This is a genomic window from Bacillus weihaiensis, assembly GCF_001889165.1.
Classification (GTDB): Bacteria; Bacillota; Bacilli; order Bacillales; family Bacillaceae; genus Metabacillus; species Metabacillus weihaiensis.
In genome coordinates this window covers 216,202-230,117 of record NZ_CP016020.1, presented here as the reverse complement: position 1 = coordinate 230,117, position 13,916 = coordinate 216,202, and the positions used below count along the sequence as shown (strand labels likewise).

15 protein-coding genes and 1 riboswitch are annotated in these 13,916 nt (G+C 40.5%); of the genes, 3 read left to right on the top strand and 12 right to left on the bottom strand.

The genetic code is table 11. The features are described from left to right. Nucleotides 1-50: 50 nt before the first annotated feature. From A9C19_RS01060 to A9C19_RS22405, 3 genes are all read right to left on the bottom strand, one after another. The gene (locus A9C19_RS01060; RefSeq protein WP_072578238.1) at nucleotides 51-752 is read right to left on the bottom strand and encodes a CpsD/CapB family tyrosine-protein kinase; all 702 of its coding nucleotides are present in this window, start codon (nucleotides 750-752) and stop codon (nucleotides 51-53) included. Continuing rightward, nucleotides 742-1,488, bottom strand: coding sequence for a YveK family protein (locus tag A9C19_RS01055; RefSeq protein ID WP_072578237.1), 747 nt, complete (start codon nucleotides 1,486-1,488; stop codon nucleotides 742-744). The genes A9C19_RS01060 and A9C19_RS01055 overlap by 11 nt, the downstream gene beginning before the upstream one ends. Nucleotides 1,489-1,749: 261 nt before the next feature. Next, nucleotides 1,750-1,884: a hypothetical protein gene (locus A9C19_RS22405; RefSeq protein ID WP_267888739.1), complete on the bottom strand. Its 135-nt coding sequence runs from the start codon at nucleotides 1,882-1,884 to the stop codon at nucleotides 1,750-1,752. A 626-nt stretch (nucleotides 1,885-2,510) separates the two neighbouring features. On the opposite strand from A9C19_RS22405, the gene A9C19_RS01050 reads away from it, so the two are divergent. Next, the gene (locus tag A9C19_RS01050; RefSeq protein ID WP_072578236.1) at nucleotides 2,511-2,966 is read left to right on the top strand and encodes a VanZ family protein; all 456 of its coding nucleotides are present in this window, start codon (nucleotides 2,511-2,513) and stop codon (nucleotides 2,964-2,966) included. A gap of 221 nt (nucleotides 2,967-3,187) precedes the next feature. Here the strand turns inward: A9C19_RS01050 and A9C19_RS01045 are convergent, their stop codons facing one another. Together A9C19_RS01045 and A9C19_RS01040 are read right to left on the bottom strand one after the other, a co-directional pair. Then, a complete protein-coding gene (locus A9C19_RS01045; RefSeq protein ID WP_072578235.1) occupies nucleotides 3,188-3,400 on the bottom strand; it encodes a hypothetical protein in 213 nt (70 codons plus the stop codon). 351 nt (nucleotides 3,401-3,751) lie between these two features. Continuing rightward, nucleotides 3,752-4,660: an ROK family protein gene (locus tag A9C19_RS01040; RefSeq protein WP_083584241.1), complete on the bottom strand. Its 909-nt coding sequence runs from the start codon at nucleotides 4,658-4,660 to the stop codon at nucleotides 3,752-3,754. Between the two features lie 303 nt (nucleotides 4,661-4,963). Between A9C19_RS01040 and A9C19_RS22400 the strand changes: the two genes are divergently transcribed. Both A9C19_RS22400 and A9C19_RS22395 read left to right on the top strand, forming a co-directional pair. After that, nucleotides 4,964-5,089 carry a hypothetical protein gene (locus A9C19_RS22400; RefSeq protein ID WP_267888738.1) on the top strand — a complete coding sequence of 42 codons (126 nt, stop codon included), beginning with the start codon at nucleotides 4,964-4,966 and terminating at the stop codon, nucleotides 5,087-5,089. 95 nt (nucleotides 5,090-5,184) lie between these two features. Continuing rightward, nucleotides 5,185-5,279, top strand: a riboswitch (cyclic di-GMP riboswitch). A 21-nt stretch (nucleotides 5,280-5,300) separates the two neighbouring features. Then, the gene (locus tag A9C19_RS22395; protein ID WP_267888737.1) at nucleotides 5,301-5,432 is read left to right on the top strand and encodes a hypothetical protein; all 132 of its coding nucleotides are present in this window, start codon (nucleotides 5,301-5,303) and stop codon (nucleotides 5,430-5,432) included. A gap of 194 nt (nucleotides 5,433-5,626) precedes the next feature. Here the strand turns inward: A9C19_RS22395 and A9C19_RS01035 are convergent, their stop codons facing one another. The 7 genes from A9C19_RS01035 to A9C19_RS01005 all read right to left on the bottom strand — a co-directional run bounded on the left by A9C19_RS01035 (nucleotide 5,627) and on the right by A9C19_RS01005 (nucleotide 13,789). Beyond that, the gene (locus tag A9C19_RS01035) at nucleotides 5,627-6,160 is read right to left on the bottom strand and encodes a transposase (RefSeq protein WP_072578233.1); all 534 of its coding nucleotides are present in this window, start codon (nucleotides 6,158-6,160) and stop codon (nucleotides 5,627-5,629) included. A 307-nt stretch (nucleotides 6,161-6,467) separates the two neighbouring features. After that, nucleotides 6,468-7,289: a carbohydrate ABC transporter permease gene (locus A9C19_RS01030; RefSeq protein WP_072578232.1), complete on the bottom strand. Its 822-nt coding sequence runs from the start codon at nucleotides 7,287-7,289 to the stop codon at nucleotides 6,468-6,470. Between the two features lies 1 nt (nucleotide 7,290). Further along, nucleotides 7,291-8,220 (bottom strand): carbohydrate ABC transporter permease, encoded by a 930-nt coding sequence (locus A9C19_RS01025; protein ID WP_233499313.1) that lies wholly within the window; start codon nucleotides 8,218-8,220, stop codon nucleotides 7,291-7,293. A 156-nt stretch (nucleotides 8,221-8,376) separates the two neighbouring features. Then, complete coding sequence (locus A9C19_RS01020; protein ID WP_072578230.1) at nucleotides 8,377-9,672, bottom strand: ABC transporter substrate-binding protein; 1,296 nt, start codon at nucleotides 9,670-9,672, stop codon at nucleotides 8,377-8,379. A 105-nt stretch (nucleotides 9,673-9,777) separates the two neighbouring features. Further along, the gene (locus tag A9C19_RS01015; RefSeq protein ID WP_233499312.1) at nucleotides 9,778-11,214 is read right to left on the bottom strand and encodes a response regulator; all 1,437 of its coding nucleotides are present in this window, start codon (nucleotides 11,212-11,214) and stop codon (nucleotides 9,778-9,780) included. A 5-nt stretch (nucleotides 11,215-11,219) separates the two neighbouring features. Then, nucleotides 11,220-12,662 (bottom strand): sensor histidine kinase, encoded by a 1,443-nt coding sequence (locus tag A9C19_RS01010; RefSeq protein WP_072578228.1) that lies wholly within the window; start codon nucleotides 12,660-12,662, stop codon nucleotides 11,220-11,222. Then, nucleotides 12,659-13,789 carry a sugar-binding protein gene (locus tag A9C19_RS01005; protein ID WP_072578227.1) on the bottom strand — a complete coding sequence of 377 codons (1,131 nt, stop codon included), beginning with the start codon at nucleotides 13,787-13,789 and terminating at the stop codon, nucleotides 12,659-12,661. Before A9C19_RS01005 ends, A9C19_RS01010 begins: the two co-directional genes overlap by 4 nt. Nucleotides 13,790-13,916: the final 127 nt, after the last annotated feature.

Here is a 13,916-nt window from a genome sequence, read left to right as displayed (position 1 = left end):
GTATCATAAGAGAATTGCAAAGAAAAGAGGGGGTTTTTGTCGAAATATGTCTATTTTCCCCCATAGTAGTAATAATACTGACTGTCTTCTGCTTTTTTATTGTTTAGGACCACACCTAGGATCTTCGCCTTTGCACTATCTAGTAATTCTTTCGCTTTCTTCGCAGATTCTGTTTCTGTCTTACCACTACTTACGACTAAGACAACTCCGTCCGCTATATTAGATAATACTTGGGCATCGGTTACAGCAAGTACTGGTGGTGTATCAAGAATGATCACATCGTATTCTTCCTTTGCTTGCTCAAGAAGAACCTGCATACCTTTAGAGCCAAGTAGCTCGGAAGGATTTGGTGGAATTGGACCACTTGATAATACCCAAAGCTTTTCCTGAGCTGTTTCCTTTACTGCTTCTTGTAATGTTGATTGTCTCGTTAACACGTTTGAAAGCCCTACATGGTTTTCAAGACGGAATGTATAATGAACAGTCGGTTTACGTAAATCAGAATCAATTAATAAGACACGCTTTCCTTGCTGAGCAAAGACCACTGCTAAATTTGCTGTTGTCGTTGATTTTCCTTCTGCAGGACCAGAGGATGTCACAATAATCGTCTGAAGCTCCTGGTCAATACTTGAGAATTGGATATTTGTACGAATTGTACGAAATTGCTCCGCGATTGGAGATTTCGGACTTGTCATTGAGATTAAGCTTCGGTTTTGTAATTGAAATAGTTGTTTTCGATCTTTACGAGCCAACAGACTCACCTCGCGTTCTTAACGTTGATGGTTTGGATTCATGTGGGCTTGCTTCCGAATCCATGTTAATTGTTGTAATCGCTCCAAGTACTGGAAGACCAAGCTGTTTTTCAATATCCTGTTCATTTTTAATCGTGTTATCTAAGTATTCTAATAAGAAGGCTAAGCCCACACCTGCCATGAGACCTACAACTAAAGCAATCGCCATGTTCAGTACTGGCTGTGGTTTAATCGGCGCTGGATTCTCTCCAAGCTCTGCTGTCGTTAAGATACTGACATTATCAACACTCATAATGGTTGCAATCTCTTCTTTAAACGTTGTAGCAATTGAATTGGCAATCGCAGCTGCTTTTTTTGGATCCTCATTTTGAACAGTGATGTTAACAACCTGAGAGTTCTGTTCACTTCCCACTGTAACTAAGCTATTTAATGCACCTGCACTCATGTTTAGCTCTTCTTTTTCAATGACTTTATCTAATATTGCTGGACTCTTAATGATGACATTGTACGTGTTAATTAACTGTAGGTTTGTTTGAAGCTCACCTACGTTGTACGCCTGCTGATCATTCTTTGACTGATTTACCAAAATTTGTGTAGAGGATTGGTAAATTGGTGTTAGGAGAAAATAACTAACTAGTCCGCTTGTCGCGGTTGCAATGGCTGCGATAATGATGATGAGTGAGAGACGTTTCTTTAATGTAAGAAACAGCTCCTTTAAGCTGATTGTTTCTTCCATGATAACCTCCGATGAATAGTAATCTATTAAGCTTATTTATAAGTTCTTCTCTTTTAGTAGGACTGTCTTATTATAAAGAATGTGTAATGTTATTTCTACATTTATTTACAAATAAGGTGATGTTTTTCACTAACCGGTCTTAATCATAGCACGAATCTGACAATTATTTTACATTTATTTTTGGGTAATTTGTACCAAATTTGAGATGTAAGTGCTTTCTTCTTGTTTTTTTCCGTTAAAACTTATAGATTGTGATGAATTTCATGAAAAACTATTTAATGCTAGCGTCACAAGCACTCCTACTAAAATAGAAATAATCGGTAGGGAAAGTGTGATGATCTGTTTCTTCCTCGCTCTCTTTTGTTCCATTTCTTCAGGTGTTAACCAATTCTTCATTTTTTCTTCCTCCTTCCTTCACATTTTTTACACTGCTCCTTTATTTACTATCGGTTTCTCATTAAAGGTCTTTATAGAGGAAACAGTAATGGGTAATTATGGATGCACTTAAGTAATTAATAGAGGTAGTTCTTACTACCTATTAATCACTGTATTTTGTCGTTCTTTGTAGAGAACAATTTCTGTTACTTTTGGTCTCTTTAAAGTAAAATGGAAATATCTGATAAGTGAGTGGAGGGGATAGTGCAATGCCGTTGTTACAGCTAAAGGAGGTTTTCACTCCATTGAAATGGTTTGGAATCAAGGTGTATCGGGATCAACAGGATCACACACTCTATCTTAAAGTCTGGAGAAAACCTATTAAACGATTATTCGCATGAACAACACTCTTGGTACTAGGGTGTTGTTTTCTTTTTGTTCCGGTGTCTTATGTTGAGTTTAAGTAATTTGGTGATTGGCGGCTCCTCTAAGAGAACGTTTTTCAAAAGAGAGCCCAGACAGGCACTTGCGCTGAGAAGACTTCCGGACCGCCCGCAAAAAGTGCCTGCCTGTAACCGAAATCAACAACAAAGATTCCGTTTAAAAGAAAGGAGTTTTGACCATCCTTCTTGGTGAGGTGATGTTTTTTGAGAGCTTTCATTTTTCTCTTTTATCTACTGTTTTTGTTTTTCTTTACATGTACCGAAAGCCTATCACATCTATTACATGAATATCAGCTACACTTTCGGTTTTCACCTAATCCCCCATTGCATGAATTCTTTCATAACGATTTTTCTATAGACAATTCAGCTTACATGACCCAAAAACTAGGACATGTGATGAGTTTTTTCTTCTTAGGGGCTATTACGTATTGGAAGTGGCCGAGTCGATTAGTTGTGATCTTAGTAGGATTAGGAGCTGGGTTTACAACTGAAATATTGCAGCTTTATTTTTCACGTAGCGGGAGATTATTAGATGTTGGGTATGATGTGTGTGGAAGTTTGATCTTTTTAGGTGCTTTAATAGGATATCCGTTAATTCGAAGTGAAGTGATGGTAGAAGGAGATAAGGGGACTATGAAAAGGAGAAGGAATGTGTCATAGTTCCTTTTCCTTTTTTCCTTTATAGGAGTCGCTTAGCATCTTTTGTTCGGAGATTTACCACTTGATTTTTCTTAAAGATCTCTTGAATCAACCTGACTTATCGTCACCTTGTTAGCTGTCACTTCTTGATTATGTGTAGGTCACACCGCTTTCTAGTGTGTGAGGTCATCGGGTGGCTTAGAAGTCCCGGTAGCTATGGGGCTGGTGCTCACCCACTTTTCTTACTTAAGGTAGATATTCAAGCTACTACCATTAATATCTAAAGTCCAGATTTTCTTTTCCAGCTTCTTCGCTTCCTTAAACTCATCTATGAAAATAAGGTCTGCGTGAAGTAGAGCTGTTAGCTGTGAGAGATTTAAAATTTGCTGATGATGGTTTTCTTTATAATGGAAGATAACCGTTGTTTTGCCTGGTTGCGATGCTGAAGTCGTCATAAGCGTTCTCCTCATTTTTTTACTAGTATTTGTTTTAGGAGATGGGTTTTATACAGCTTGGAATTTATTTTTATGAAGTGAATTAAGTTTATACATGCTTCGTTTATTTAAGCAGATCTATTAATTCAGTATCCTTTTTACATTTTGGTTGTTTATAGTTATCAAGTGTCCGATCTGGTTGAATTTCGCTCTAGTTGCTCGCTTTCCGTGGGGCGAGTGGTAGGGCTCTAGGGATTCTATTTATGAAATTCATTCAGTTCTTTTAAAAATTCCGAGTGAAAATCCATCGTTTTCCTAATAAAGTATTTTTATGGAATTTTTTTAGCGGACGAGCCACGTTATCGTCTTTTGTTATTTTCTCAGCAAGCCTGCACCTATTAGACCTGCTTTTTGATCGAGATGAGCTGGTTTAATCACGAGTTGATCCCGAAGACTTGGGTAGACGTATTGCTTTGTTTTTTCAATTAATGGTTGAAGAATGTAGTCCTTCGATTTCATCACCCCTCCACCGAGAACGATGATTTCTGGATTAACTGTATGAATGATATTTGCAAGGCCAATGGCTAAGTAGTTTACGGCTTCCGTTAGTATTTGCTGGGCTTCTTTGTTCCCACTAGCTGCTTGCTCAACCACTCCTTGTGCCCCGGTTTCCACACCAAAACGCTCCTTGCCGATTCGACCAATTGCTGTACCACTCGCTAGACCTTCTAGGGCACCTTTATTGAGACCAGGACCTTGATAGGCATCAGGACTTGGATCAACAATCATATTGCCGATTTCTCCACAGCTACCTTGTGCACCTGATACAAGTTCACCATTAAGAACATAGCCTCCACCAATTCCTGTGCTGATCGTGAGGAAATAGACACTCCTTGCTCCTTTGCCCGCACCTAACGTTGCTTCTGCGAGAGCTGCTGCATTTGCGTCATTTTCTAGTTTTACTGGTAGGTTTGTTTTTTCTTCAAGTAGGGAGACGAGTGGAATGTTTACCCATCCCGGCAAATTCGGTGGCTCGATAATGATTCCTTTCTGTGGATTAAGTGGACCTGGTGCCCCAATTCCGACTGATTGAATAATGGAGTTGGAGCTGGAGTGCTTTTCTTTCAGTTTGTTGATTTCGTTGGCCATGATTGAGATAGTGTGATTTGGCCCCTTTTCACTTTCTGTTGGACGACTTTGTTCCTCTAAAAGCTCACCCTGTTCATTGAAAAATCCAATTCGAAGGTTTGTTCCACCTAAGTCAATTCCGATTGTGTACATCAATTTGCGTTTTACCTCCTTTTAACTGTGTGTATTTTTATCTTCTATATTTATGTTTAGTGTATCACTTTAGAGAGATTGATTGCAGAAGGTAAGTGAGGATTCTTGTTGAATTTTGGAAGGTGGGCGATTCATATTTGTGTACTGAAATTTCATAATTATTATTTTAAAATATCTTATTCTTTATAATTCGACAAATTTCTTCTGTTTTTTGTCGAATTATAAAGAAAGGTTTATATATACAATTCGTCCCATTTATAATACAATTTATGTAATCATATAGGTATATAGGAGGTTTTTTCAATGCCTTTATTACAATTGAAAGAAATTTCTACTCCCCTAAGCCTTTTTGGTGTTAAGTTTTTTCGCTCAGAAGGAGACAGAAAGCTTTATATCAAAATAGGGAAACGTAAGATTAAGAAATTTTAGAGTATGACAGGTACATATTTGGTCTAAATAGGTCCATTTTCACAAACACTTTGAAGCAATGGTCCTATGTAAAACTCGTATATAATCCCGATACTGATAGTAAAGGGCAAAATCACTGAAAAGTGATGACGCAAAGCTATAGGGGCCTCTGTTCATGCTAGTGCATGTGCAAAGCTAGCCAGCTACCATCAGTTGAAAGGGAGTATTGTTGATGTCGAGTCGCGAATGGATCACACCTGAGGAAGTTGCAAGAATAAAACAGCGTAATAAATTAATCTTATATATTTCATTGCCGGTGGTGACAGCGGTCTTAACTGCGTTGTTGACGGTTTTGATGAATTGATAGAGTTTGATGAGGAAGCGCCTTTGTTGAGGTGCTTTTTTGTTTTGGTTGGGGTGGTGGTTGGTGCCTTGGCGGTGGATGGTGCCTGGCCCCCACTACGTTAATAGGATAAAGTTTTTAGGTTAGAGAGAGGTAGAGAGGTGCCAGTCCCCCGGTGCGTTAAAGCGCTGAGGGACTGGCACCTTTTTTGCCTTTTATGGTTCCATCGTAAACCTTCGAAAGTTTTCTATTTGAGGAGCTGGAAAATATGAGAGTGTTTTTTCTTTTGTTATCAGTTGGTTAGGTGTATTTGTTACGTAGTAGTGATAGCTACTCCATTTAAAGTTTTCTGGTTTTTTGACCATTTTTGCTTCGGATGGGTTTAGGTGAATATACTTCCCTATATTTAGAAACTTAGCATCGCTGGTGATGAGAGAAGAACCGTATCTATTTTGAAACACATGACCTTCAAGGGAATATTTTTTATTGAAGTAGATGGCGTAGCGAAAGTTGAGATCCTGCATGATGAGGCCGATGTTGTGTTGATCCGTTTGAAGTAAGAGATGAATGTGGTTTGTCATTAAGCAGTAGCTATGAAGGGTGAAAGGGTATCTTTGTTTGGTGTCAGCGAGGAGATTGAAGTATTTATATCTGTCTGAATTGTCGTGGAAGAGATCACTTCGACGATTTCCTCTTTTATAAATGTGGTAGGTTGCTCCGGGGTACCATATTCTTGGTTTTCTTGACATGTGTGAGGTGTCACGCCTTTCGATTGATTTAGATTTTATGTTCGGGGATATTATTCGACAGCGTTAGAGGAAATCCTTTAAATTATTTGTTAGTTTTATCGAGTTTTTATTTGTCGGGTGGGTCGGTGTGTGGCGGGTGCCTGACCCCCACTACGTTAATAGGTTGAAGCCATTTCTTCTAGTATTATTTTGATAGCTAATACACTTGTACACTCTAAGTTATAGGTAAAGAAAACCGAAAGGTTACACATGCTCAGGTGCCAGTCCCCCAGCGCGTTAAAGCGTTGGGGGACTGGCACCACCCCTCCTACCCTTTTACTGAGCCTGCCAGTAGCCCCTTCACAAAGTATTTGCCTAGGAGGATGTAGACGAGTAGTGTTGGGAGTGCGGCTAGGAGCGCTCCGGCCATTTGGACATTCCAGTGGACGATTTGGCTTCCGGATAGGTTTTGTAAGGCAACCATGATTGGTTGTTGATCGGATGTAGTAATGGTGACAGCAAATAGGAATTCATTCCATATGTTTGTGAACTGCCAGATCGCCACGACTACAAAGCTCGTGATCGAAAGTGGCATCATGATGTGCCGGAAGATTCCTAAGAAGCCTGCCCCATCAATTTGAGCTGATTCAATCATTTCATCTGGGATGTTTGCGTAAAAGTTACGGAACATTAAGGTTGTGATTGGGAGACCGTAGACAACATGCACAAAGACAAGACCTGGGATTGAGTTGTATAGGCCCACTTCACGTAGAAATTGGATTAATGGAATTAATATACTTTGATACGGGATAAACATCCCAAATAGGATGAATGTAAATAGGATATCTGCTCCTTTGAACTTCCATTTTGCTAGAACATAGCCATTCATGGCTCCTAGTAAAGCGGAAAACAACGTTGCAGGGATGACTAAATAAAACGAGTTTATGAGATTCGGTGCTAGTTTTGAGAAGGCTTCTGAGTAGCCACTTAAGTTAATCGAGCTTGGTAGCTGCCACATTGTTGCAAGTGTAACTTCATCGAACGATTTTAAGCTTGTTATTACCATAACGTATACAGGCATGAGGAAGAATAAACTCATGGCTATTAAGATAAGATAGATGACTGGTTTGCTCATTCGTTGTAACACCATGTTATGCCTCCGCCTTTCTGCTACTGATTAAATAGGGAACGATGAAGATTGCTACTGATACAAGCATGATGATGGCAATTGCTGCCCCGTTCGCGTAGTAATTGCCTCGAAATGTCGTTTCGAACATATACACACCAGGGACATCTGTGACAAAGTTTGCTCCTGGTCCTGTCATGGCATAAATTAAGTCAAAGATTTTTAAGGAAATATGGGCCATGATGATAATCACACTTACTGTGATTGGTCGTAATAAGGGGAGAATAATTTTTCGATAAATCATCCATTCCGATGCCCCGTCCATGCGAGCCGCCTCTCTTACTTCATCAGGAATTCCACGTAGACCCGCTAAATACATAGCTAATGAGAAGCCTGTCATTTGCCAAACTGCTGCTATGACGACAGCAAGAAGAGCTACCGGAATGCCGAATTCAATTTTCCCCCATTGAAGTCCTCCTAGTATCGTTGTATCTGTATACCATTTAGAATCCAGACCTAGCTTCGCTAGGAATAAGTTCACACCTGTTGATGGGTTTAGTAGCCATTGCCATACAACCCCCGTGACGACGAAGGATAAAGCCATTGGAAAGAAGAATAAGTTTCGGAAAACGGGTTCTGCTTTGATTTTTTGATCGAGTAAGATAGCAAGACCCATTCCACTTAAGATGACAAAACCGATAAATAAGACGGTAAAGAACAGGGTGTTTCGAAGATCCGCCTGGAAACGAAAGTCTTGGAATAAATAGAGATAGTTTTTTAAGCCTACGAATGAAAAGTCAGGAACAAGTGTGTTCCAGTTGCTAACAGAGACATATCCAGTCCAGCCGATGAAGCCGTAGACAAACACTAAGATAAGCAGAAATGATGGCATGAGAAATGCGATGGCCAATAGGTGGTCCTTCGAGAGCTTGCGTTTTTTCGGTGCTATCATCATAGCAGGCGTTACATCCTGCTGTTGTTGACTCGGTACATTTGTTGCTTTTGATGCTTGCATGTTGGAACCTCCTCCTTTAATCTGGGGCCAGTCCCCAGCGCTTTAAAGCGGTGGGGGACTGGCCCCAAACAAGGGGATACCCCCTTGTTTGGGTGGTTAGTTTAGTTCGGATGCTGCTGATGTTAGGGATTCTGTGAATTGGTCTACGTCTTGTTGGGTGACGAAGATGTTGATGTTTTGGTTCACTTTAGTGACGAAGCCTTCTGGTGCTGCTGAGCCGTGCGCTAGACTTGCCGCGAGCTCTGCAGACTTGAATTCTTCGATTGTGTCTTGACCATATTGGTCATATTTTGATACATCGGAGTCTACACGTGCTGGGATAGATCCTTTTAGCGGATTGAAGGCATCCTGCCCTTCAACAGAAGCTAATACGCTTAAGAATTGCTTTACACCCTCTGGATTGTCTACCCCCTTTGGCAAGCCAAATGTATCTGTGATGACCATGAATTGTCCGTCAGTACCTGGTGTTGCGATATAGCCAAAGTCTTCGTTCACTTTTAGCTTCAGGTCGTTCACTAAGTATCCCTTTGCCCAATCTCCCATGATATTCATAGCCGCTTCTCCATTTGCCACTAGCTGTGTTGCATCCTGCCAGTTGCGTGAAGAATGATCGTCATTGATATAGGAAAGCATTTTCTTGAACGTTTCTGCTGCTTCTACTACTTTGGGATCATCGAATGCTACTTCACCTGTCCACAGTTTTCCATAATCCTCTGCTCCTAACACACCTAGTAAAACCGTTTCGTATAGATGAGATGCAGTCCACGGCTCTTTATCACCAAGTGCTAAAGGTGTAATGCCTTTTTCCTTTAAGACATCCGCTACTTCAAAAAATTCATCAAAGGTTGTTGGTGCCTCTACCCCATTTTCCTCAAATACCTTTTTGTTGTACCAAAGCACATTTCCTCGGTGAATATTAACAGGTACAGAGTAAATGTTTCCATCCTTACTAACCATGTCGATTAAGTCCTGTGGAAATTTATCAAGTAAGCCTTCTGCTTCATAAAAATCGTTTAATGTTTCCATTTTTCCAGCAGCTACCCAGCCTTCATTCAGCTCAGCTCCACCATGTACCTGGAATGTAGCCGGAGGATCGTCTCCTTGCATACGACTAGCCAACACCGCCTTTGCATTCGTCCCTGCACCACCTGCTACTGCTGCATTTTCAATCGGGATCTCTGGGTGCTTTTCCTCGAATAATGCAATAAGAGCTTTTAATCCATCCTCTTCCCCCGCACCAGTCCACCAGCTAAAAATATCCAGTGCAGCTGTTTTGTCACCGCCACCTTCGCTCGTCTTCTCTCCCCCTTCGTTAGTGCTTGTATTCGAGCTACAAGCTGAAACAATTAAAGTAAAAACAAGAAATAAAGATACTAGAAAACCCTTTTTCATTGATTTATCCCCCTTGTTTTTTGGTAACGCTTACAATAATGAGTATATAAGAAAAAAGAAGGAGTAACCCTTCCATTCTTCTGCATTATTTTATTGTTTTCTGTATTATTTTGTGGTGGAGGTTGTAGACCTAAACTGTTTTGGTGACATATTAACCATTTTTTTAAACACACGACTAAAATAATTTGGATCCTTATAGCCAACCTCAAAGGCAATTTCCTTTAAGCTATCCTTTGTTTGCAACAGTAAATGCTTTGCTTTTTCAATTCGAGCTTCTGTTACATACTCAATAAATGTTTGCCTCGTTTCCTCTTTAAAAAGCTTCGTAAAGTAAGTTGGAGTTAAATCCACATATGCCGCAACCTCCTCAAGACTTAACGACTCTTTGTAATGCCTTTTGATATACACTTTCGCTAGTGTAATTGCATCATGTTTAGCCTTATGAAGAATCATGCACTCACATAACTTTTTTATAAAAAGACGCATATCATGGGTAGTATCGAGATCTCCAGGAGGTACAGCCTCTGTTGATCCTCGTTCTGTGACAACAGCCTGCTTCATACGGAGGGCTAGCTCTCTTAGCCTTGTAAGAGTCGCAGCTTCAGAGCTTTCAAGGCTACAGTGTTCTTCAATTAGCATATAATAATCATTCGCCTGCTCTACTCTCCCTGCCATAATCTCATTTAAAAGCGACTGCTCTAGCTTCCTTATCGTATCCTGTTCCCTTCTTTCCTCGGAATCCGCGAACCCATAGCGGACATTTGCCTCCTTCTCTAGCTGCGTGGCTGCTAACAATGCCTGCTGATACGAGATTGGTAGCTTCGTCACCTCTAAATAAGGTAAGCCTATGCCAATACTCGTTTTCTCATGAAAGAACTGTGTAAGAGAACGAGCCATTGTTAAGGCTTCTGCTTTCGCATGATGTGTCGTTTTTTTCTCAGAATGTACAAGGACTGCTAGCTTATTTCCCACTTCTTTTGTTATAAATGGTAGCTTTACCTTCTCATGAAGGATATCTAGTAAATTCTGATGAGATCCCTGTGACTGAATCATATAGAAAAAACTCATTCCTTCGCTTTTGAAATGGCGTTTTGTTTCAGCTGTTATTTCATTTTGAATAATCGCCGAAATAACCTGTTGGTTCGCTAAGTTTTGTGTTTCAACGACATGTACCTTTTCAGCCTGTATTTCCTTTTCTACTCGGATAAGTGCCTCTAAGGTTTCTTGTTTTTGACTGGGCTTTAAAATATATTCCTTTACACCGAACTTCATGGCACTCTTGGCATATTCAAAAGAATCATAGGCAGAGACCATGATGAACTTTGTTTGTGGCAGCTCCTTCTTAATTAGCTCAATCGCATCCAAGCCATTAATTCCAGGCATATGAATATCCATGATCATTACATCAGGCTTATGCTCCCTTGCTTTTTCTATCGCCATTCTTCCGTTTTGCGCCTCTGCTATCACTCTTATATGTGAAAAGCTTTCCTCAATGAATTTTTTCATAGCTTTTCGTTCGATCATTTCGTCATCCACGATCATAATGTTCAAGCGATTACCTCCTTTTTAATCGGGAGTTTTATTTTAATCGTCGTTCCTCTGTTTTCTTCCGATTCAATATCTAGAACACGTTCCTTGTACACAAGCTCTAAGCGTTTGATCACATTTCGCAGGCCAATTCCAGTTGAGTGTCCGCTATGCTCCTCTTGCAAATCAATCTCCTGCTTTGAAAGAATTTGTTGTCTTGTGCTATCATTCATTCCTTTTCCATTGTCAGAAACCTCGACGATGATCTGGTCCTTTTGAGGGTCACGGTAAATTTTTAACCCAATTGTTCCGCCTTCTTCCCTCTCCTCTACACCGTGGATAAAAGCATTCTCTACAAGAGGCTGTAGTGTGAGCGTTGGGATTTGGACATCTAAGCAAGATTCATCAATATCTGTTTGAAATTGAATCCGTTCAGCAAATCTTGTTTTCTGGATGTGAAAATACTCTTTTACAACCTTTGTTTCCTCTCGTAACGACACCGTTTTATTTATATCTCCGAGACTCGATCTTAGTAATGTGGAAACAGATTGAATGAGCCTTGATGTCACCGTCGCATCCTCTAGGTAGGCCATTCTTGAAATTGTGTTAAGGGTATTAAAGAGGAAGTGCGGATTGATTTGATTTTGCAAATGCTTGAGCTCCAGCTCCTTAAGTAGCTTATCTAGCTCTGATTTTTCCTTAATCTCTAAAATGAGCTTCTTAATATTGTTCCGCATATCTTCAAACGAATCGCTAAGAATCTTTACTTCATCATTTGTTTTCAAGCTTATTGGTGGTCCGTCAAACTTCCCTTCTGATACTTCCTTCGCTGCTTTTGATAGCTTCATCAGTGGGTTTGTTAACCCTCGTGAAAACCATACGGCTGCGAGTAAGCCAAACATCAAGGTTGACGTAAATAAATTGATCGTAAACCATTTAAACGAATGCTGACGGTCAGTCATTTCTTGATAAAACATATGATAATCAGCTAGCTCTAAATTAAGTAGCTGAAGAGTTGATTCTAAAATGTAGCTCGAGATATTGCGTACTTCCTTTGCATGCGAGGTGTACTGGTCAACATTATGTAGCTGAACAGCGGCAATAGTGACATCACTTTCAAACAGTAAATTTCGAATCATCCGTTGGTATTTTTCAAGCTCCTGTTTATTTATTCCGGTTACAGCCTCCGCTGTGAGCTTTTGATTATTTTCTTGTAGGCGTTTTTTTATATCCGTGTATTCTTCAATAAACATCGCATCCTTCTCAACCACGTATGCATTAATTTTTTCATATACTTGGGTGGATTGCTGGGTGATTTCATTAAATAGTAGGAACCGTTCAAAGCTACTATGGTACTCCGAGACAATTTGTGAGCTACTATAATAAATCGAGTATGAGACAAGGTTAAAGAGGAGGACAAACGCTAAAAAATAGAGCAACACCTTTGTGCGAATCTTATTCATGGCTGGTTCCCTCCATTCATGGATTCTGGGGAAATTGGTAGATCCTCTTTGTGAATCACCTTCGTATCTGTATGCTGAAGGGGTTCAAGCTCCTCTCCTTCTGTTAATTGTATGAGCTTTTCGACGGCTTCATAGCCCATTTGATACGGATATTGGACAACGGTTGCTTCAATCGTCCCTTTTTTCATATAGTCAAGGGTTTCGGGGAGAATGTCGAATCCGATTATATACATGTCATCCTCTGCCTTAAGGTCTTCGACAACCTGCGCAATCCCAATGCCATCAAGGGCACTCGTTCCGTAAAAAGCGGTGATCGTTGGATAACGCCTGATAATTTGATGTGTTGCTTCCACGGCTCCAATTTCAGTAATCGATGATTCTTCGATTGTGACAATCTTTATTCGGTTTTCTGTTTCAATGGCGTCCTTAAATCCTTTTACACGTAGCTGTTGATGAGAGGCTTCAAGCCGCCCCGTGATGATGGCAACCTCTTGATGGCCTTCTGTGTCATTGATGAGGGCTTTGCCTGCGAGAAATCCTGCATAATAATTATCAGTGCCGACGTATGCCGCTCGTTGGCTAGTTGGTGAATCGGTATCGACAGTGACGATGGGGATGAGTTTTTCTTTGGCCTTTGTGACAAGATGGTTAAATTCTTGTTCACCGAGCCCCTGTGTCATAATGCCGTCTACAAGTCCTGCTATAGCCATATCAATGGTTTTTATATGCTCATCATTATTGGCCTGCTTCGGTCCAAGGTACTCGAGATAGACATTATGGAATTTCGCAGCATCACGCGCTCCTTGCTCAACAAGTCGCCAATAGTCATTGTCAAGCTCTTCTGGTATGAGGACGAAGTGGTAATCTGGATCTTTCGTTTTTTGGTTAGTTGTACTCGCTGGGAGAGTGGAATTGGTGTTTGCTTTTGCCCCAGTTGCTGCTGTTGCATGAGTGGCTTCTGTAGGATTGTTAGATTCATTGGACTGTATGGATTGTACGGATTGTATGGCAACTCCTGGTTCTGGCTCGAGATGGAAGGTCTCCTTACCATAATATAAAGTGAGAAAGCTAGTTGCTAAGAATATAAGAAAGGTAAGGAGATAGAACAAGCGCCGGACAACTCTCATAATGGGACCTCCTCTAGGAATAGTTAGGTAAGCGTTTTCTTGTATTTTAGACGAAAGTTGGGGAGATGGGAAGGGGGTGGTGCCTGGCCCCCGCTACGTTAATAGGTTAAAGGAATACCAGGTTTGT

Excerpts from the sequence above, each read along its gene's own strand:
- A9C19_RS01015 (WP_233499312.1), bottom strand. The coding sequence starts at position 11,214 with ATGATCGTGGATGACGAAATGATCGAACGAAAAGCTATGAAAAAATTC.
- A9C19_RS01045 (WP_072578235.1), bottom strand. The coding sequence starts at position 3,400 with ATGACGACTTCAGCATCGCAACCAGGCAAAACAACGGTTATCTTCCAT.
- A9C19_RS01005 (WP_072578227.1), bottom strand. The coding sequence starts at position 13,789 with ATGAGAGTTGTCCGGCGCTTGTTCTATCTCCTTACCTTTCTTATATTC.
- A9C19_RS22395 (WP_267888737.1), top strand. The coding sequence starts at position 5,301 with ATGTCGAGTCGCGAATGGATCACACCTGAGGAAGTTGCAAGAATAAAA.
- A9C19_RS01055 (WP_072578237.1), bottom strand. The coding sequence starts at position 1,488 with ATGGAAGAAACAATCAGCTTAAAGGAGCTGTTTCTTACATTAAAGAAA.
- A9C19_RS01035 (WP_072578233.1), bottom strand. The coding sequence starts at position 6,160 with ATGTCAAGAAAACCAAGAATATGGTACCCCGGAGCAACCTACCACATT.
- A9C19_RS01025 (WP_233499313.1), bottom strand. The coding sequence starts at position 8,220 with ATGATGATAGCACCGAAAAAACGCAAGCTCTCGAAGGACCACCTATTG.
- A9C19_RS01020 (WP_072578230.1), bottom strand. The coding sequence starts at position 9,672 with ATGAAAAAGGGTTTTCTAGTATCTTTATTTCTTGTTTTTACTTTAATT.
- A9C19_RS22405 (WP_267888739.1), bottom strand. The coding sequence starts at position 1,884 with ATGAAGAATTGGTTAACACCTGAAGAAATGGAACAAAAGAGAGCGAGG.
- A9C19_RS01010 (WP_072578228.1), bottom strand. The coding sequence starts at position 12,662 with ATGAATAAGATTCGCACAAAGGTGTTGCTCTATTTTTTAGCGTTTGTC.
- A9C19_RS01040 (WP_083584241.1), bottom strand. The coding sequence starts at position 4,660 with ATGTACACAATCGGAATTGACTTAGGTGGAACAAACCTTCGAATTGGA.
- A9C19_RS22400 (WP_267888738.1), top strand. The coding sequence starts at position 4,964 with ATGCCTTTATTACAATTGAAAGAAATTTCTACTCCCCTAAGCCTTTTT.
- A9C19_RS01030 (WP_072578232.1), bottom strand. The coding sequence starts at position 7,289 with ATGGTGTTACAACGAATGAGCAAACCAGTCATCTATCTTATCTTAATA.